The sequence below is a fragment of the Herbaspirillum sp. DW155 genome, from assembly GCF_037076565.1.
Lineage (GTDB): Bacteria > Pseudomonadota > Gammaproteobacteria > Burkholderiales > Burkholderiaceae_D > Herbaspirillum.
In genome coordinates, this window is record NZ_AP029028.1 from 1,561,805 (window position 1) to 1,579,640 (window position 17,836).

Genomic DNA, 17,836 nt, shown 5'->3' on the forward strand with positions numbered 1-17,836 from the left:
TCCTTGTTCTCTTCGGGATCAATCTCCTGAGTCCGTGCGATGAATTCATCCTGCTGCGGCGCGCATTGATTCTGCCCGCTATAAAGGGAGATTCGGTGAGGTGTCAGGAAATGTAATGTTCAGCGCTCAGCACGCGTGACGCTGGGCTGACTGGCCGGGGGGGGCGGGCTGGCGGCGTTTGGAATGAGCCGCTAGGTTACAAAATTTCGATTCGAAAAGGTTCGAAAGTGAACCTGGTCTAAAAAAGATGAGTGTTGTTCTCGAACTTTGTCGAGATAAAAAATCGGCCGCATGAAGCGGCCGACCTTGATGCGCACGAATCTCGATGCGGGATCAGTAACGATACCCCAGCGTCAGCAAAATGGTCCGATCATCCCCCAACGCCACCGCACGCGCCAGACCGCCCGCATAGTAATGCGTGTTGAAGATGTTCTTCACGTTCAGCGCGGCGCGCCAGCGCTCGGCGTTGTAGGCCACGCCGGTATCGGCCAGCACGTAGCCGGGCAGGGTATAGCCATTGGTGCGCATCATGCTCTGGCCATGCACGCCGCCATTCCACTCCCATCCGGCCAGCGCGCCCTTGAAGCGGTAGCGCGCGCTGGTGGTGAAGTTGTGACGGGGTACGTTGTCCAGCCACTGACCCACGGTGGTACTGCGCTGACCACCGTCGTCGGTGACGATGGCCGCCGTGTAGGAATAGCCGGCATTGAGGCTCAGGCCATTGCGCAAGTCAGAGGTCACGCTGATCTCGCCGCCTTGCGAACGTTGCTCACCGACGGCGATGTTGAAGCCGGTGTTGCTGGGATCGCTCACCAGCACGTTGCGGCGACGCAGGTCAAAGACCGCTACGTTCAGGCTGGTGCGGCCTTCGTCCAGGTCGAACTTCACGCCCGCTTCCCACTGCTTGCCGGTCTCGGGCTTGAAGGTGCCGCCATTGGCATCGGTGCCGCTGTTCGGGTAGAACGAGGTGGCATAACTGATGTATGGACGCACGCCGAGGAACAACTCAACCATCAATGCCGCCGATCCCGTCGTGGCGCTGGACGGGGTGTTGGTGTGCGTACCCGTGTTCAGGTTGGTGGAGTAGGTGGAGGCGTTGTCGTAGCGCAGGCCGGTCAGCAATTGCCAGCGTTCGCCGAAGCTGATCTGGTCGCGCGCATACAGACCGGTATCGCGGATGCTGGTCGAGGTGGCGGTGTTGGGTTTGGTCGGGCAATTCAGGCGCGCGCCATACACCGGGTTGTAGACGTTGAGCGCGGCGACCGTACAGGTGTAGGAGAGCGTGTCCTCGCGCGAATTGAGATAGTCCGTGCCCAGCGTGATCGCGTGTTTGCCCAGCGCCGTGTTGAAAGTGCGCTGGACGTTGGTATCCATGCTGAAGGTCTGGCCTTCATAGGTCTGGTCCGTACCTGTGCGCGTGAGACTGCGGCCGGTGCTCGACAGGACGTTGTTGGCCACCAGTTGCCCGCTCATCTCGAACTGCTGATAACGCACGTTGTTGTTGAGCGTCCAGCCATCATCGAAGCGGTGCGTCAGCGCATAGCCGATGCGGGTCTCGTTGGCGGCATAAGGACGTGCGCCCGGTTCGCCGATGAAGAGGCTGCGCGGCAGTGCGCCGTTGACGTTGCTGTTGATGGAACCGGACAGCGGCAGGCCTTGCTGGCGCACGTAGTTGCGCTCCTGATAGCTGGTCAGGATGGTGAAGTCGGTGCGCGCACCCAGGTCCAGCGACAGCGAAGGCGCGATGTAGCGGTTCTTGAACCACACCTTGTCGGTGGCATCGTCCGAATTGGAAATCAGGCCATTGATGCGGAAGGCCTGCTTGCCGTTTTCCGACAGCGATTTGTTGAGATCCACCGTGCTCTGGTAGAAGTTGTGGCTGCCTGCGGTCACGTCGACGTTGGCAAAATCGGTCCCTTGCGGACGCTTGCTGACCATGTTCACCAGGCCACCCGGCAGTACCAGTCCATAGAGCAGCGAGCCCGGTCCCTTGAGCACTTCCACCTGCTCCAACCCGGACAGCTGCTCGGCCACGCGCGAGCTGGCCGTGGTGCGCAGACCATCCAGATACAGCGAATCGGACGCCACCTGGCCGCGGATGATCAGGTCATCCCAGCCGCGCCGGCCGTATTGCTGCGCTACCACGCCGGGGACGTTTTCCAGGGCATCGGCCAGGGAGACGGCTTGCTGACTGTCCAGCATGGCCCGGGTCACCACTGATACCGATTGCGGCGTCTGCGACAGCGGCGTGTCGGATTTGTTGACCTGGCTGCGGGTGGCCTTGAACTGGGTGTCGTTGACGCCATCCGCGACCACGTTGACCGTGGGCAGCTGGGTGGAGGTGGTGTTGCCTTGCGTTGTGGCGGTCTGGGCCAGGGCGGTCGAAGCGGGCAGGATGGAAAAAGCGAGCAGGACGGCGAGGGCGCCGGGAGAGAGAGAGGGCATGAATCAATCAATAATGAGAATAATTGCTATTTATGATATCGCATTCTTGTGCTTGGCAACAATTTTTTACTGATAGCTTGCATCTTGTCGCCTCAGGTTGGCGTCCGTGAGGTGGTGCGTCGCGGGACTCATGAGCAGAGACTTGGGAAGGGGATGGCTGCGGAAAAGCGCTCCCGAAAAAATCTTTCTTGGAAGCTGATTCATTCATATCGATACACGGGAATCTGATAGTTACTCTCATCCCTGCCGCTCAAATATTTCATCTGAAATAAGTTTGACCCGTCCCAATCCCGCTGCTATCTTGGAACCGGTTCCAAAAGATTCATATAAATGAGCAGCCCGGAACTGGAAGCACAAATCACCGACGCAGTTCAACGATTTGGCGGGCAATAGTGAGACAAAGCACCAAGACCGGCACCGACCGGGTCACCATCGCGCAGGTCGCGCGGGAGGCCGGGGTGTCCAAGACCAGCGTATCGCGTTACCTGGGCGGCGATTTCGACGCGCTCTCGGCACGCCTGCGCGATCAGATCGGCAAGACCATTGCGCGCCTGGGCTATCAGCCCAGCCAGATGGCGCGCGGGCTCAAGGGCGGACGGACGCGGCTCATCGGCATGCTGGTGGCCGACATTCTCAATCCCTATTCGGTGGCCGTGCTGCATGGCGCAGAGGCGGCCTGCCAGAAGCATGGCTATACGCTCATGCTGTGCAATACCGGCAATGACGAGGCGCGCGAGAAGCAGTCGCTGGCGGCCCTGCATTCCTACAGTGTGGAAGGCCTGCTGTTCAATACCCAGGGCCGCAACGTGACGCCGCTGCGCGAGCTGGGGCAGGCGGCCTTTCCGGTGGTGCTGCTGGACCGCCACGTGGAGGGCTGTGATTTCGATCTGGTCGGACTGGATAACGTCAAGGCCGCGCAACTGGGCACGCGCCACCTGCTGGCCCAGGGCTATACCGACATCGCTCTGGTGGTGCAGCCGCTGGTGGGCGTGAGTTCGCGCCAGGGACGGCAGGCCGGTTTCCTGCAGGCGATGGCGGAGCGCCCCGATTGCCACGGCCAGACGCTGGAAGTGGATGTGCGCCAGCCCGGCCATGTCGCCACGGCACTGCGCGAATTCTTCCTCGGCCGCGCGGCCGCGGGCAGCACGGGGCGGCTGGCCCTGCTGGCGGGAAACGGCATGGTATCCCTGCAGATCGCGCTGGCCTTGCAGAGCATGCAGCTGCGCTTTCCGGATGACGTGGGCTTGCTGTGCTTCGATGAACTGGCCTGGTCGCCGCTGGTAGGCAGCGGCATCAGCACCATCGAACAACCGACCTATGACATCGGCTTTACGGCCATCGAGCGCCTGCTGGTACGCATTCGCGGTGAGCGCTCGGTGCGCATGGAAATCCTGCTGGATCCACGGCTGATCTGCCGTGGATCGAGTGCCAGTGTCGAGGGGGAACCCGCACGTGCCCTGGTGGCGCAGACCGCCGCCCGGATCAGCGCGGCGGCGGGTCAGATCATCCCTGCCTGAGCAGGATTGAAACCGGTACCACCTGATCCAGGCCTTTCCACCGACCAGTGGTAAGACCTCGGAACAGGACGGAAGAGCTGCACGAATCAGCATCACGGCCTACGGGCCATCTACAGACCTGCAGACAGCAAGCACAAGCAGGCAGCAACAAAGAGCGGCACAGGACTCCACGCGGCGACATCCGACACGCTGCAGGATCCGACGCCTGTCGTACCCAACGGACTGCCGTCCACACGGCAATGATCAGGAGACCAGGATGAGCATCAAGAAAATTTTCAACGCAAAACTCGTCGCACTGACGCTGGCGGCCGCCTGCGCAGTGGCCACCACCGCCAGTGCCAGCGCGCAGAGCATCGCCGAGCTGACCAAGAAGGGCAAGATCACCATCGGCGTGGTCAGTGGCACGCCGCCGTTCGGTTCGGTCGATGCCAAGGGCGAGCCCATCGGTTATGACGTCGATGTGGCCAACCTGATCGGCAAGTATCTCGGCCTGCCGGTGGAGATCGTGCCGCTGGTGCCGCCGGCGCGCATCCCGGCGCTGGAGTCGGGCAAGGTCGACATGCTGGCCGCCACGCTCGCCCCCACGCCCGAGCGTGCCAAGTCGGTGCTGTTCACGATTCCCTACAGCGGTTTCGAGTTGTCCATCGTCGGTCCGGTCGGCACCAGCTACAAGAAGCTGGATGATCTGGTGAAGAAGAAAGTGGGCGTCTCGCGTGGCTCCACCAACGACACCGCACTGACCCGCCTGGCCCCGGCCGGCACGGTGCTGGTGCGCTTCGAGGATGACTCCACGGTGACCCAGGCGCTGCTGTCGAACCAGGTCGATGCCATCTCCATTCCCAACACCATGGCCAATGAGATCGTCAAGAGCCGTGGTCAGGGCAAGATCGAAGTCAAGTTCCCGTACTCGGTGCAACCCAATTCGATGACCGTGCGCAAGGGTTCCTATGAGCTGCAGCAGTGGCTCAACAACTTCATCTACTACGTCAAGCTCAACGGCGAACTCGATGCGATCTCGCGCAAGTGGGCCGGTCCGCTGCCCAACCTGCCGGTGTTCTGATCCACGCAAACTGTCTTGCAGAAGTGGCTGCGCATGCACGTGATGTAGCGCATGCGCAGCCTGGGTAGAACAGATCGCGCGCCGTGCATGGCTTGAACGGACGGCGCGGGTTTGTCGGAGGAGCACACGATGCAATACGATTTTCAGTTCGCGTTCATCTTCCAGCATCTGGATCAGTTGCTGGTCGGGGCGCTGCTCACCATACGGCTGAGCGCGCTGTCGATGATCTGCGGTTTGGCCGTCGGTATTTTCGGCGCCATCATTTCCATCCACGGCAGCAGACCGGCGCGGCTGGTGGTCACTTCCTACGTGGAGCTGATCCGCAGCACGCCTTTTCTGGTGCAGTTGTTCATCATCTTCTTCGGCCTGCCCTCCATCGGGGTGCAGGTCAATGCCAACATCGCCGCGCTGGTGGCGATGACGGTCAACCTCGGAGCCTATTCCACCGAGATCGTGCGGGCCGGCATGATGGCCATCCACCCCTCGCAGATCGAAGCGGCGCAGGCGCTGGCGATGACGCGTGGACAGGTGATCCGGCACGTGGTCCTGACGCCCGCGCTGGAAAAGGTCTACCCGGCGCTGGCCAGCCAGTTCACGCTGATGATGCTGGCCTCCAGCATCGTCTCGGCGATCTCGGCGGAAGAGTTGACCGCCACCGCCAATCTGCTGGATGCCGAAACCTTCCGCAGCTTCGAGATCTACCTGGTGGTGATGGTGCTCTACATCCTGCTGGCCCTGCTGTTCCGCCTGGCCTTCTGGCTGATCGGGCTGGTGGTCTTCAAACGCCGTCGCCGTCTGGGCGTGGCTCGTCCGAGGAGGATGTGATGCTCGCTGAATTTTCCTGGGACAACTTCCTCTTCCTGCTCGAAGCGGCGCGCTGGACGCTGTTGCTGTCGGCGCTGGCCTTCGTCGGTGGCGGCATCGCCGGCTTCATCGTGGCGCTGATGCGGACCTCGCACCTCGCGCCGCTGCGGCTGCTCTCGGCGGTGTACATCCAGATCATCCAGGGCACGCCGGTGCTGATCATCCTGTTCCTGTCCTTCTACGGACTGGCGATCTTCGGCTACAAGCTCCCGCCCATGGTGGCCGCCACCATTGCCATGACGATCTATTCCAGCGCCTATCTGGGCGAGATCTGGCGCGGCTGCATCGAGGCCGTGCCGGTGCCGCAGTGGGAAGCCTCGACCGCCCTGGCCATGACGCGCTGGCAGCAGCTGCGCTACGTGATCCTGCCGCAGGCGGTACGTATTTCGCTGCCGCCGACCGTGGGCTTCCTGGTGCAGATCGTCAAGAACACCTCGATCGCCTCCATCATCGGTCTGGTGGAACTGGCGCAGGCCGGCAAGCTGGTCAGCAATGCGACCTTCCAGCCTTTCCTGGTCTTCCCCATCGTGGCCGGTATCTATTTCGTTTTCTGCTATCCGCTGTCGCGCTTCGCCTTTGCCTTAGAGAGGAAATTCCATGCCCATCGTTGAGATTGACAACATCACCAAGCGCTTCGGCAGCAACCAGGTGTTGAACGGTATTTCGCTGTCGGTCGAACGCGGTCAGGTGGTGGCCATCATCGGTCGTTCGGGCTCGGGCAAGAGCACCATGCTGCGTTGCATTAACGGGCTGGAGACCATCGATGGCGGCAGCATCACCGTGGCCGGGCACAAGCTCACCAACAAGCATGAGCACCTCATTGAGCTGCGCAAGGATGTCGGCATGGTGTTCCAGCATTACAATCTCTTTCCGCACCTGACCGTGGAGGAGAACATCATGCTGTCACCCCGCATCGTCAAGAAGACCGCCACCGAGGCTGCGCGCGCGACCGCGCTCAAGGTCTTGAAGCAGGTCGGCCTGGATCACAAGGCCGATGCCTATCCCGAACAGCTCTCCGGCGGCCAGCAACAGCGCGTGGCGATTGCCCGCTCGCTGGCGATGGAGCCGCAGGTGATGTTGTTCGATGAAGTGACCTCGGCGCTGGACCCGGAGCTGACCGCTGAAGTGCTCAAGGTCATGGAAGAGCTGGCACGCGGCGGCATGACCATGCTGCTGGTGACGCACGAGATGGAGTTCGCGCGCCGGGTGGCGGATCTCACCGTCTTCATGCACCAGGGCAAGGTGTGGGAAGCACGGCCCTCGGAGGAATTCTTCGCCGATCCGCAGACGCCGGAAGCCCGGCAGTTCATCGGCGCGGGGTCGATCAAATGAGCCCGGTCCTGGTCGCCGCCTCGGCCTATGGGGCGGATCTGGTGCGGCGGGTCGGCCATGCCGACCTGATCCCGATGGTGGCGGCGGCCGGGGCAGCGGGGCTGGAGATACGCCGCGAGTTGTTCGACGGTCCCAAGGACCTGGGCGGGCTGCGGGAGTTGCTGGGGCAGCACAAGCTGTTCTCGGTCTATTCCGCGCCGCTGGAATTGTTTGGCGCCAATGGGCGCTTTGAGCGCGCGCAGATGAGCCAGGTGATGGAAGAGGCCGAAGAAGTGGGCGCGCGTTTTCTGAAGGTGTCGCTCGGTCATTTCTCTGCGGGCAGTGATCTGCAGTCGCTGCTGCGCTTTGTTTCGCATTCTCCCATCGAAGTCCTGCTGGAAAACGACCAGACCCCGCAAGGCGGGCGGCTCGAACCCATCGTGAGCTTCCTGGCGCTGTGCACCGGCAATGGCTATGCCTTCGGCATGACCTTCGACATGGGCAACTGGCGCTGGCAGGGTGTCGATCCCGAGACGGCCGCGCGTTCGCTGGCGCCGCATGTGCGCTATGTGCATTGCAAGGGCGTGCAGGAAAGTCACGGCAAACTGAAGGCCGTGCCGCTGCAGGCGCAGGACAGCCACTGGCAGGACATGCTGGGACATTTCCCCTCGGGCATCCTGCGTGCCATCGAATTCCCCTTGATCGGCAGCGATCTTGAAGAGACCACACGCCGCCACGTGGCGATGCTGGCGGCAGTCTGAGGACAAGCACAATGACGATGCAACTGGACGTGGTGACCTGGGGCGAAGCCCTGGCGCTGCTGGTAGCCGATGAAGTCGGCCCCTTCGAGGAAGTGGAAAAATACACGCGCCGCCTCGCCGGTGCCGAGACCAATGTGGCCATCGGCCTGGCGCGATTGGGCTTGAAAGTGGGCTGGGCCAGCCGCGTGGGCAATGATGCCTTCGGCCGCTTCATCCGCAAGCGGGTGGCGCAGGAGGGCGTGGATGTCAGCCGCGTGCTGACCGACATGGAATTTCGCACCGCCATCCAGTTGAAGGCCAAGGCGGTCGACGGGGCTGATCCAGCCATCGAGTATTACCGCAAGGGCTCGGCGGCGAGCCATCTGTCGCTGGACGATTTCGATGCCGCCTACTTCGGCGCGGCGCGTCACCTGCACGCCACCGGCATCGCCCCGGCCCTGTCGCCCACGACCCTGGCCTTTGCCCATCACGCGATGGATTTCATGCGCGGTGCGGGCAAGACGATTTCCTTCGACCCCAACCTGCGGCCCATGCTGTGGCCGTCCAGGGAGGTGATGGCGCAGCAGTTGAACGCCCTGGCCTTCAAGGCCGACTGGGTGCTGCCGGGTTTGTCGGAAGGGACGATTCTGACCGGATATGAAGATCCGCGCGCGATTGCCGCCTTCTACCTGGAGCGCGGTGTGAAGATGGTAGTCATCAAGCTGGGCGCCGAGGGTGCTTACTGGCGCAATGGTGAAGGCGAGGGCAGGGTGGCTGGGGTGCCAGTGAAGGAAGTGGTCGATACCGTGGGCGCCGGTGACGGCTTCGCGGTGGGCGTCATCAGCGGGATGCTGGAAGGCTTGCCGGTGGCGCAAGCCGTCATGCGCGGCAACCGCATCGGGGCCTTGGCCATCCAGGTGGTAGGCGACATGGAGGGCTTGCCTACCCGGGCCGAGCTGGAGGCGGCCTCGTAAGCCCGTCTGAACACACCGCAATCCGTTCGTACTGAGTAGGCCCGCCAGGGCCGCATCGAAGGCGCAGCTGCCGGAGCGCCTTCGATACGCGGCTGCGCCGCTACTCAGTCCGAACGGTAATTTGGGATGTGCTTTGCGTCACCGTCCTTTTTGATTTGATGGGAACACCGATGAAGCCGCGCGTAGTCGTCTACAAGCAATTGCCCGAGCATCTGCTGCAGCGCCTGCAGGCGGAATGTGACGTCACGCTCTTCGACCGTATTACGCCAGACAATCGCGCGGATTTCCTCGCGGCACTCAAGACCGCCCACGGCATGATCGGGGCCAGCCTGCCGATCACCAACGACATGCTGGAGGGCGCGCCGCAACTCAAGATCGCCTCCACCATCTCGGTGGGCGTGGACAATTTCGATCTCGCTTACTTCCGCCAGCGCGGCCTGATGCTGGCGCACACGCCCGGCGTGCTGACCGAAGCCACCGCCGACACCATCTTTGCACTCATCCTTGCCACTGCGCGCCGCGTGGTGGAGCTGGCCGAATACGTCAAGGCCGGACGCTGGAAGGGCAGTATCGGCCAAGCCCAGTTCGGCGTGAACGTACACGGCAAGACCTTGGGCCTGATCGGCATGGGACGCATCGGCAGCGCCGTGGCGCGGCGGGCGCATCATGGTTTCGGCATGCCCATCCTGTATCACAACCGGCGTCCCGATCCCCAGGCCGAGCGCGAACTGGATGCGCGCTACGTCAGTCAGGACCAGTTGCTGAGCCAGGCTGACTTCGTATGCGTGATGCTGCCTCTGACGGTGGAGACCGAACGCCTCATCGGTGCGCGCGAATTTGCGCTAATGAAGCGCAGCGCCATCTTCATCAATGCGTCGCGCGGCCGTATCGTCGATGAGGCGGCCCTCACCGCCGCGCTGCAGGACAAGACTATTTACGGCGCGGGCCTGGATGTGTTCGAGGTTGAACCGCTGCCGGCGGACTCTCCCCTGCTGCAACTGCCCAACGTGGTGGCCTTGCCCCACATCGGCTCGGCCACCCATGAAACCCGCCTGGCGATGGCCGAACTGGCGGTAAGCAATCTCATGGCCGGTCTGCGCGGCGAACCGCTGCCCCACCTGGCGGTGTAAACAGCCCGGTGTTGCCTGCGGGCAGGCTGCTGCCGTTCCGCTGCGCGGAATTTTTGCGCCTTCCCTTCATTTCCTCTTCCGCTCACGTGAATCTTTGGTGTATGCTTCGAACATCAAAAAGAACGATCGTGCTAAAAACCGGTAGGCACCCCGTTTTGCTTTTATAATCCTGCGGAAGTTTACGTTTACGTCAATTCCTTTTTGCAAGGGCCATGCGATGAAAGTATTAGTACCAGTCAAGCGCGTCGTGGATTACAACGTCAAGGTGCGTGTCAAGAGTGACGGCAGCGGCGTCGATATCGCCAACGTCAAGATGTCGATGAACCCGTTTGACGAAATCGCGGTGGAAGAAGCCGTGCGCCTCAAAGAAGGCGGCAAGGTGACCGAAGTGATCGCCGTCTCCGCCGGCGTGACCCAGTGCCAGGAAACCCTGCGCACCGCCATGGCCATCGGCGCTGACCGTGGCATCCTGGCTGAAGTGGGCGCTGATGTCGAACTGCAGCCGCTGGCCGTGGCCAAGATCCTGAAGGCCCTGGCCGAGAAGGAACAGCCGCAGCTGATCATCCTCGGCAAGCAGGCTATCGATGACGACTGCAACCAGACCGGCCAGATGCTGGCTGCCTTGCTGGGCTGGCCGCAAGCCACCTTCGCCTCCAAGGTCGTGCTGGAAGACGGCAAGGTCACCGTGACCCGCGAAGTGGACGGCGGCCTGGAAACCCTGGCCCTGACCCTGCCGGCCATCATCACCACCGACCTGCGCCTGAACGAGCCGCGTTACGTCACGCTGCCCAACATCATGAAGGCCAAGAAGAAGCAGCTCGATACCGTCAAGCCCGAGGAACTGGGCGTGGACGTCGCTCCGCGCGTGAAGACGCTCAAGGTCGCCGAGCCGGCCAAGCGCAGCGCCGGCGTGAAGGTGCCGGATGTCGCGACCCTGGTCGCCAAACTGAAAAATGAAGCCAAGGTGATCTGATCATGACCGCACTCGTTATTGCCGAACACGACAACGCCAGCCTCAAGGGCAGCACCCTCAATACCATCACCGCTGCGGCACAAGCCGGTGGCGATGTCCACGTCCTGGTCGCCGGTGCCAATGCCAAGGCCGCTGCCGACGCCGCTGCACAAGTGGCAGGCGTGGCCAAGGTGCTGCTGGCCGATGCCCCCCAGTTCGCCGATGGCCTGGCCGAGAATGTGGCCGAACAGGTTCTGGCCATCGCCAAGGATTACAGCCACATCCTGGCGCCCGCCACCGCCTACGGCAAGAACATCCTGCCGCGCGTGGCCGCCAAGCTGGACGTGGGCCAGATTTCCGACATCACCAAGGTGGAGTCGGCCGATACCTTCGAGCGTCCCATCTATGCCGGCAACGCCATCGCGACCGTGCAGTCGATCGATCCGATCAAGGTCATCACCGTGCGCACCACCGGTTTCGATCCGGCCGCGCAGGGCGGTTCGGCCGCCGTGGAAAGCATCCCGGCCGTGGCCGATTCGGGCAAGTCCAGCTTCGTGGGCCGTGAAGTGGCCAAGTCGGATCGTCCGGAACTGACCGCTGCCAAGATCATCGTTTCCGGTGGTCGTGGCATGGGCTCGGCCGAGAGCTTCAAGATTCTGGAGCCGCTGGCCGACAAGCTTAACGCCGCCATGGGCGCTTCCCGCGCCGCGGTCGACGCGGGCTACGTGCCCAACGACTGGCAGGTCGGCCAGACCGGCAAGATCGTGGCGCCCCAGCTGTATATCGCCGTCGGTATCTCGGGCGCGATCCAGCACCTGGCCGGCATGAAGGACTCCAAGGTCATCGTCGCCATCAACAAGGACGAGGAAGCGCCGATCTTCTCGGTGGCCGATTACGGCCTGGTGGGCGACCTCTTCGAGGTGGTGCCGGAGCTGGTCAGGCAGCTCGGTTGATCGGCAGCACACAGCAATACCCGCCCCGGCTCAGGCCGGGGTATTTTCGTGTACCCAAGGAACGCCGGCAGAGCGTTCCCAATGGAGGTTGGAGATGAGTTACACCGCGCCCGTGAAGGATATGTTGTTCGTCATGAACGAACTGGCCGGTCTGGCCGCCGTGAATGCGCTGCCCGGCTGCGAGGATGCGACGCCTGAAACGGCCGAGGCCATTCTCGAAGAAAACGCCCGTTTCTGCAGCGAAGTGATCGCCCCGCTGAACCATGCTGCCGACAAGGCACCCAGCAGCTGGGCCGACGGCAAGGTCACCACCAGCCCCGGTTTCAAGGAAGCCTTCCGCCAGTTTGGCGAGGCCGGCTGGCAAGGCGTGCAGCATCCCGTGGAGTTCGGCGGACAAGGCCTGCCCAAGCTGTTGGCCACGCCCTGCATCGAGATGCTGAACTCGGCCAATCTCTCCTTCGCGCTGTGCCCGCTGTTGACCGATGGCACCATCGAAGCGCTGATGACGGCCGGCACGCAGCAACAGAAGGAAACCTTCATCGCCAACTTCATCTCCGGCAAGTGGACCGGCACCATGAACCTGACCGAGCCGCAGGCCGGCTCCGACCTGGCGCTGGTGCGCACGCGCGCGGTGCCGGAAGGTGATGGTACTTACAAGCTCTTTGGTACCAAGATCTTCATCACCTATGGCGAGCACGACATGGCCGAGAACATCGTCCATCTGGTGCTGGCCCGCACGCCCAATGCGCCCGAAGGCGTGAAGGGCATCTCGCTCTTCATCGTGCCCAAGTTCCTGGTCAATGCCGATGGCTCGCTGGGCGCGCGCAATGACGTGCACTGCGTCTCCATCGAACACAAGCTCGGCATCAAGGCCAGCCCGACCGCCGTGCTGCAGTTCGGCGACCATGGCGGCGCCATCGGTACCCTGGTCGGCGAAGAAAACCGCGGTCTGGAATACATGTTCATCATGATGAATGCGGCACGCTTTGCGGTCGGCATCCAGGGCTTGTCGGTGTCGGAACGTTCATATCAGAAGGCTGTGGCCTATGCCCGCGACCGCATCCAGTCGCGCGACCTGGCCGGTTCGCCCGGTCCGGTGGCCATCATTCACCAGCCTGATGTGCGCCGCATGTTGATGTCCATGCGTGCCCAGATCGAGGCGGCGCGGGCGCTGGCCTATGTGGCAGCAGCGACCTCGGATGCGGCACACTTCAGCGATGACGAGGCGACCCGCAGGTCCAACCAGGCTTTCTATGAATTTCTGGTGCCCATCGTTAAGGGCTGGATTACCGAGATGTCCGTCGAGGTCACCTCCACCGGCGTGCAGGTGCATGGCGGCATGGGCTTCATCGAGGAAACCGGCGCAGCCCAGTATTACCGTGACGCCCGCATCCTGCCGATCTACGAAGGCACGACCGCCATCCAGGCCAATGACCTGGTAGGTCGCAAGACCGCCCGCGATGGCGGTGCCGTGGCCAAGGGCATCCTCGCGCAGGTGCGCCGGACTGTCTCCGAGCTGCAGGGCGATGCGCAGTTGCAGCCCATCGCCGCACGTCTGGCGCAAGCGGCCGATGCGCTGGAGCAGGTAGTGGATTACGTGGTGGCCAACCTCAAGAGCGACATCAAGGCGGTCTTCGCGGGCAGTGTGCCGTATCTGAAGATGGCCGGCGTCGTGCTGGGCGGCTGGCAGATGGCACGCGCGGCAGCCATTGCAGCGGGCAAGCTGAAGTCCGGCGAAGGCGACGGCAAGTTCTACGAAGCCAAGCTGGCGACCGCGCGTTTCTACGCCGAGCAGATCCTGCCGCAGGCGCTGGCCTATCGCACGGCCATCGTCGATGGTGGTGCAGCAGTCATGGCGCTGGCTGAAGAGCAGTTCTGAGCGTTGGTTGACACAACAGCCCGGAAGGCCGTTGCGGCGGCTTTCCGGGCTGGTCTTTTGGGCCGAGCCGGGATCAGCCGAACGCGCCGCCGGTGAAGAGCAGGTCGAAGCTGCGGGCCAGCAGGGCGATCACGCCCATGGCGCCCAATCCAACGGTCAGTACCAGGATCAGGGCCAGGATCCAGTGGGATTCGGAGGTCTTGCCGGTGCCGGCGTTGTGGCGGGCGTCCCATTTCTCGTCGGGGGTGAGACCGATGACCAGTGCTTCCAGGCAGGCGATCAGGGCCGACAGCACGAAGGGCAGCCCGGTGAAGAGCCTGGGGGCCTCCGGGCGCGCCGCCATCAGGGCCAGCGACAGGGGGATGGCGAGGATGTGCAGCCAGCCGAAGCGGTCACGGCCACCGTAGAGATAAAAACGGTGCAGGCCGATGCTGCCGAAGACGGTGGCCAGGAAGGTCGTCAGGGTCTTGTTCTTGTGGCGGGGTGATTGGGGCATGCTGCTTGTCTCTTTATTCTGTTTTGCGCCGCTGGAAGTGAAGCTGGCGGCCATTTCGTCGTCATGGGTCGGAGCAGTATAGCCGAGCCCGCGACGTGCAGGCATTCCGGCAGGACAGGCGGCAATCCGGCTGTCCTGGCCGGATGGGGGCAAAAGTGATGTCTTTTGGCATCACTTTTGCCGTATTTTGGGGAGTTCTCGGGGCTTTAGGCGTTGGTCTGCGGCACAAAAGCACCAAGCAACTTGCCCGGGTGGGCGGAAGTCCGTTATAATCTGCGGCTTTTCCGTGTCCGTATTCTTACTGGAACCATTATGGTCGTTATTCGTTTAGCTCGTGGCGGCGCCAAGAAGCGCCCCTTCTACAACATCGTTGCAACCGACTCGCGCAATCGTCGCGATGGTCGTTTCATCGAGCGCATCGGCTTCTACAACCCGGTCGCTGCCGGCAAGGAAGAAACCGTGCGTATCGCTGCTGACCGTCTGGCTCACTGGCAAGGCGTTGGCGCACAACTGTCGCCGACCGTTGCCCGCCTGGTCGCAGAAGCCGGTTCCAAGGCTGCTGCTTAATACAGGTTTTCCTGTCTGATTCCGCGTCAGGTTTCCTGGCGCAAGGATGAAGAACAGGTCTGGCGTACCCATGACTCATCCAGCCCAGGCGGGGTTCTCCGCACCCGACGATCTCGTGACCGTCGGCCATGTGACCGGAGCCTACGGAATCCAGGGCTGGATTCGCGTGCGTCCTTATTCTTCCGAGGCGGATGCCTTGTTGAATGCCAAGACCTGGTGGCTGGAGAAATCCGGCCAGCCCAAGCAGGACGTCGATGTCATGCAGTCCAAGGGGCACAGCGGCGATGTCGTTGCGCGCCTGACCGGGGTAGCGGACCGCAATGCGGCCGAAGCGATGAAGGGGACGGTGGTTTCCATCTCCCGCAAGCACTTCCCGGCGCTGGATGACAACGAATTCTACTGGGTCGATCTGATCGGCTCGGCGGTGGAAAATCTCCAGGGTGAACACCTGGGCGTGGTGTCCGACATGATGGACAACGGCGCCCATCCCATCCTGATGGTGACGGCCCCGGTGCAGGAAACTGCGCCCGAGCCTCTTCCGGATGCCGATGCAAAGCCGAAGAAGGGTGCCAGGGAGAAATCCCCTGCGGCATCCGAGATGCTGATTCCGTTCGTCGACCAGTTCGTCAAGACGGTGCAGCAGAGCGAAAAAAAGATCATCGTCGACTGGCACAAGGATTACTGACCTCTTCGGTCAGTTTTTTCTTTTCCGGCTCGCTGATGGCAAGAGATTCACGAGATACCAGGAAATGGAGGCGTGATGCAGTTTGATGTCGTCACTCTGTTTCCCGAGATGTTCGCCGCGCTGACGCAATCCGGCATTACCCGCCGGGCGCTGGAGCAGCAGCGCTGGGGCCTGCAGTTGTGGAATCCGCGTGAATTCACCACTGACAATCACCGCACCGTGGATGACCGTCCCTATGGCGGCGGCCCCGGCATGGTGATGCTGGCCAAGCCGCTGCAGGCTGCCATCGAGGCGGCGCAGCAGCGGCAGCAAGCGCTGGGCCTGGCCCGGCCGCGGGTGATTTATCTTTCACCGCAAGGCGCACCGCTGACGCATGAGCGCGTGGTGCGGCTGTCGCAGGACAGCGGGGCGGTGCTGCTGTGCGGACGCTATGAAGCGATCGACCAGCGCCTGCTCGACAAGTGCGTGGATGAAGAAATCAGCATCGGCGATTTCGTCCTCTCCGGCGGTGAATTGCCGGCGATGGCGCTGATGGATGCGGTGATCCGGCTCTTGCCGGGTGCGCTCAACGACAGTGCCTCGGCAGTGGAAGACAGTTTCGTCAATGGATTGCTGGATTCGCCGCACTACACGCGTCCGGAAGTCTATGAAGGTGAACCGGTGCCCCCCATCCTCTTGGGTGGACACCATGCCGAGATCCAGAAATGGCGCCGGCAGCGGGCACTGGAAGCCACGCAGCGCAAGCGCCCCGACCTCATCGTCAGGGCCCGCGAGCAGGGCTTGCTGAGCAAGGCCGATGAAAAGTTTCTGGGCAGTCTGCCGCCGTCGTAATACAGCCGTGTTGCGGCAGGCGGGCAGGCAGCCCCATGAAGTGTTGTAGCAAATGCAGTACCGCAGGCCCGGCAACGGACCTGCACCGTGCGGTGGCCGATGTCACCGTTGTTGAAACCCCATCCTCTACCGGGCTACACAATCAGCCCTCGTGGCAACGGCGCCGGCAAGATGGTTACAGGAGCAAAAAATGGATCTGATCCAGCAACTCGAGCAAGAAGAGATCGCGCGTCTCGCCAAGAACATTCCCGACTTCGCCCCCGGCGACACCGTGATTGTCAACGTGAACGTGGTTGAAGGCACCCGCAAGCGCGCTCAGGCTTACGAAGGCGTGGTCATCGCCCGCCGTAACCGTGGTCTGAACTCCAACTTCATCGTCCGCAAGATTTCTTCGGGTGAAGGCGTTGAGCGTACCTTCCAGTTGTACTCGCCGCTGATCGCCTCGATCGAAGTCAAGCGTCGTGGTGACGTGCGTCGTGCCAAGCTGTACTACCTGCGCGAACGTTCGGGCAAGTCGGCACGTATCAAGGAAAAGCTGCCCAGCCGTGCGGCAAAGGCTGCTGCTGCCGAGTAATCGGTCGCCGGTTGATGCGTCAGGAAAAGGGGTGTCTCGCGACGCCCCTTTTTCGTTTCCGACGCTTTATTGAGGTTGAAGTCCTGCCAACTTAACGATCAAGCGAGCACAACGTGGCCAGTTTCGATCCCGTCAATCTGCCTGTGGATGCCGTCGCCGGTGAAAGCGCACTGGACGCGGCGCGTCTGAATGCCGACTGGCTGCGTCAGCGCTTTGCCGATCCGCCGCGCTGGGAACCCGAACACAGCGGCGACCAGATGGCGCGCCTGGCCGAGTCCAAGGGGCGCTTCCGGCTGGCTTCGGTGCTGATTCCGATCGTGCTGCGGGACGAAGGTATGACGGTTCTGTTCACTCAGCGCACTGCCGACCTGAAGGATCATGCTGGACAGATCAGCTTCCCCGGCGGTCGCCGGGAAGACTATGACGGCTCCGCCATCGAGACCGCCCTGCGCGAGACCGAAGAGGAGATCGGCCTGGCGCGACATCACATCGAGGTCATCGGTTCGCTCCCCGATTACTTCACCGGCACCGGCTATCGCGTCACCCCCGTGGCCGGATTGATCCAGCCCCCCTTCGAGGCCGTGGGCGATCCGCGCGAAGTGGCGGAGATCTTCGAGGTACCGCTGGCTTTCCTGATGGATGGCGTGAACCATCAGCGCCGCTCGGTCGAGCTGCCCGCTCCGGTGGGCCGGCGCAGCTTCTACACCATGCCCTATGAACGTTATTTCATCTGGGGCGCCACCGCTGGCATGCTGCGCAACCTGTTCCACTTCCTGCGTAGCTGACAGGGCAATATGTCGCGCGACAGCGACGCAATGTCGCTGCCAGTGTACAAATAAGTAAAAGTCCGTGACATGG

Annotated in this window: 18 protein-coding genes; 16 read left to right on the forward strand and 2 right to left on the reverse strand. The window is 62.5% G+C overall.

Translation table 11 applies throughout. The features are described 5' to 3' along the window. Window positions 1-333: 333 nt before the first annotated feature. A complete protein-coding gene (locus AACH55_RS06985) occupies window positions 334-2,445 on the reverse strand; it encodes a TonB-dependent siderophore receptor (protein ID WP_338718715.1) in 2,112 nt (703 codons plus the stop codon). Between the two features lie 392 nt (window positions 2,446-2,837). Here AACH55_RS06985 and AACH55_RS06990 point away from each other — a divergent pair, with 392 nt between their 5' ends. From AACH55_RS06990 to AACH55_RS07040, 11 genes are all read left to right on the forward strand, one after another. Continuing rightward, the gene (locus AACH55_RS06990) at window positions 2,838-3,962 is read left to right on the forward strand and encodes a LacI family DNA-binding transcriptional regulator (protein WP_338718717.1); all 1,125 of its coding nucleotides are present in this window, start codon (window positions 2,838-2,840) and stop codon (window positions 3,960-3,962) included. 256 nt (window positions 3,963-4,218) lie between these two features. Further along, window positions 4,219-5,022 (forward strand): transporter substrate-binding domain-containing protein, encoded by an 804-nt coding sequence (locus AACH55_RS06995; protein ID WP_338718718.1) that lies wholly within the window; start codon window positions 4,219-4,221, stop codon window positions 5,020-5,022. A gap of 129 nt (window positions 5,023-5,151) precedes the next feature. After that, window positions 5,152-5,847, forward strand: coding sequence for an amino acid ABC transporter permease (locus AACH55_RS07000; RefSeq protein ID WP_338718720.1), 696 nt, complete (start codon window positions 5,152-5,154; stop codon window positions 5,845-5,847). After that, a complete protein-coding gene (locus AACH55_RS07005) occupies window positions 5,847-6,497 on the forward strand; it encodes an amino acid ABC transporter permease (protein ID WP_338718722.1) in 651 nt (216 codons plus the stop codon). Before AACH55_RS07000 ends, AACH55_RS07005 begins: the two co-directional genes overlap by 1 nt. Beyond that, window positions 6,484-7,218 (forward strand): amino acid ABC transporter ATP-binding protein, encoded by a 735-nt coding sequence (locus AACH55_RS07010; protein WP_338718724.1) that lies wholly within the window; start codon window positions 6,484-6,486, stop codon window positions 7,216-7,218. The genes AACH55_RS07005 and AACH55_RS07010 overlap by 14 nt, the downstream gene beginning before the upstream one ends. After that, the gene (locus tag AACH55_RS07015) at window positions 7,215-7,958 is read left to right on the forward strand and encodes a sugar phosphate isomerase (protein ID WP_338718726.1); all 744 of its coding nucleotides are present in this window, start codon (window positions 7,215-7,217) and stop codon (window positions 7,956-7,958) included. The genes AACH55_RS07010 and AACH55_RS07015 overlap by 4 nt, the downstream gene beginning before the upstream one ends. Before the next feature lie 11 nt (window positions 7,959-7,969). Beyond that, window positions 7,970-8,911, forward strand: a complete 942-nt coding sequence (locus tag AACH55_RS07020) for a sugar kinase (RefSeq protein ID WP_338718727.1) — start codon at window positions 7,970-7,972, stop codon at window positions 8,909-8,911. A 170-nt stretch (window positions 8,912-9,081) separates the two neighbouring features. Next, on the forward strand, window positions 9,082-10,041 hold the full coding sequence (locus tag AACH55_RS07025) for a D-glycerate dehydrogenase (RefSeq protein WP_338718728.1): 960 nt from the start codon (window positions 9,082-9,084) through the stop codon (window positions 10,039-10,041). A 217-nt stretch (window positions 10,042-10,258) separates the two neighbouring features. Further along, window positions 10,259-11,014 (forward strand): electron transfer flavoprotein subunit beta/FixA family protein, encoded by a 756-nt coding sequence (locus tag AACH55_RS07030; protein ID WP_338718729.1) that lies wholly within the window; start codon window positions 10,259-10,261, stop codon window positions 11,012-11,014. Window positions 11,015-11,016: 2 nt separating this feature from the next. After that, window positions 11,017-11,946 carry an FAD-binding protein gene (locus tag AACH55_RS07035; protein ID WP_338718730.1) on the forward strand — a complete coding sequence of 310 codons (930 nt, stop codon included), beginning with the start codon at window positions 11,017-11,019 and terminating at the stop codon, window positions 11,944-11,946. Window positions 11,947-12,040: 94 nt separating this feature from the next. Next, on the forward strand, window positions 12,041-13,825 hold the full coding sequence (locus AACH55_RS07040; protein ID WP_338718732.1) for an acyl-CoA dehydrogenase: 1,785 nt from the start codon (window positions 12,041-12,043) through the stop codon (window positions 13,823-13,825). Between the two features lie 73 nt (window positions 13,826-13,898). Here AACH55_RS07040 and AACH55_RS07045 read toward each other — a convergent pair whose 3' ends face one another. Then, complete coding sequence (locus AACH55_RS07045) at window positions 13,899-14,321, reverse strand: NINE protein (protein WP_338718733.1); 423 nt, start codon at window positions 14,319-14,321, stop codon at window positions 13,899-13,901. Between the two features lie 312 nt (window positions 14,322-14,633). Between AACH55_RS07045 and rpsP the strand changes: the two genes are divergently transcribed. The 5 genes from rpsP (at window position 14,634) to AACH55_RS07070 (ending at window position 17,763) form a co-directional block, all read left to right on the forward strand. Further along, entirely contained in the window at window positions 14,634-14,888 is a 255-nt protein-coding gene (rpsP, locus tag AACH55_RS07050; RefSeq protein WP_338718734.1) for a 30S ribosomal protein S16, read from the forward strand. 70 nt (window positions 14,889-14,958) lie between these two features. After that, on the forward strand, window positions 14,959-15,573 hold the full coding sequence (gene rimM / locus AACH55_RS07055) for a ribosome maturation factor RimM (protein WP_338718735.1): 615 nt from the start codon (window positions 14,959-14,961) through the stop codon (window positions 15,571-15,573). A gap of 75 nt (window positions 15,574-15,648) precedes the next feature. Continuing rightward, window positions 15,649-16,404, forward strand: a complete 756-nt coding sequence (gene trmD / locus AACH55_RS07060; protein WP_338718736.1) for a tRNA (guanosine(37)-N1)-methyltransferase TrmD — start codon at window positions 15,649-15,651, stop codon at window positions 16,402-16,404. A gap of 190 nt (window positions 16,405-16,594) precedes the next feature. Further along, window positions 16,595-16,978, forward strand: coding sequence for a 50S ribosomal protein L19 (gene rplS, locus AACH55_RS07065; RefSeq protein ID WP_008327243.1), 384 nt, complete (start codon window positions 16,595-16,597; stop codon window positions 16,976-16,978). A gap of 113 nt (window positions 16,979-17,091) precedes the next feature. Beyond that, window positions 17,092-17,763, forward strand: a complete 672-nt coding sequence (locus tag AACH55_RS07070; protein ID WP_338718737.1) for a CoA pyrophosphatase — start codon at window positions 17,092-17,094, stop codon at window positions 17,761-17,763. Window positions 17,764-17,836 lie beyond the last annotated feature (73 nt).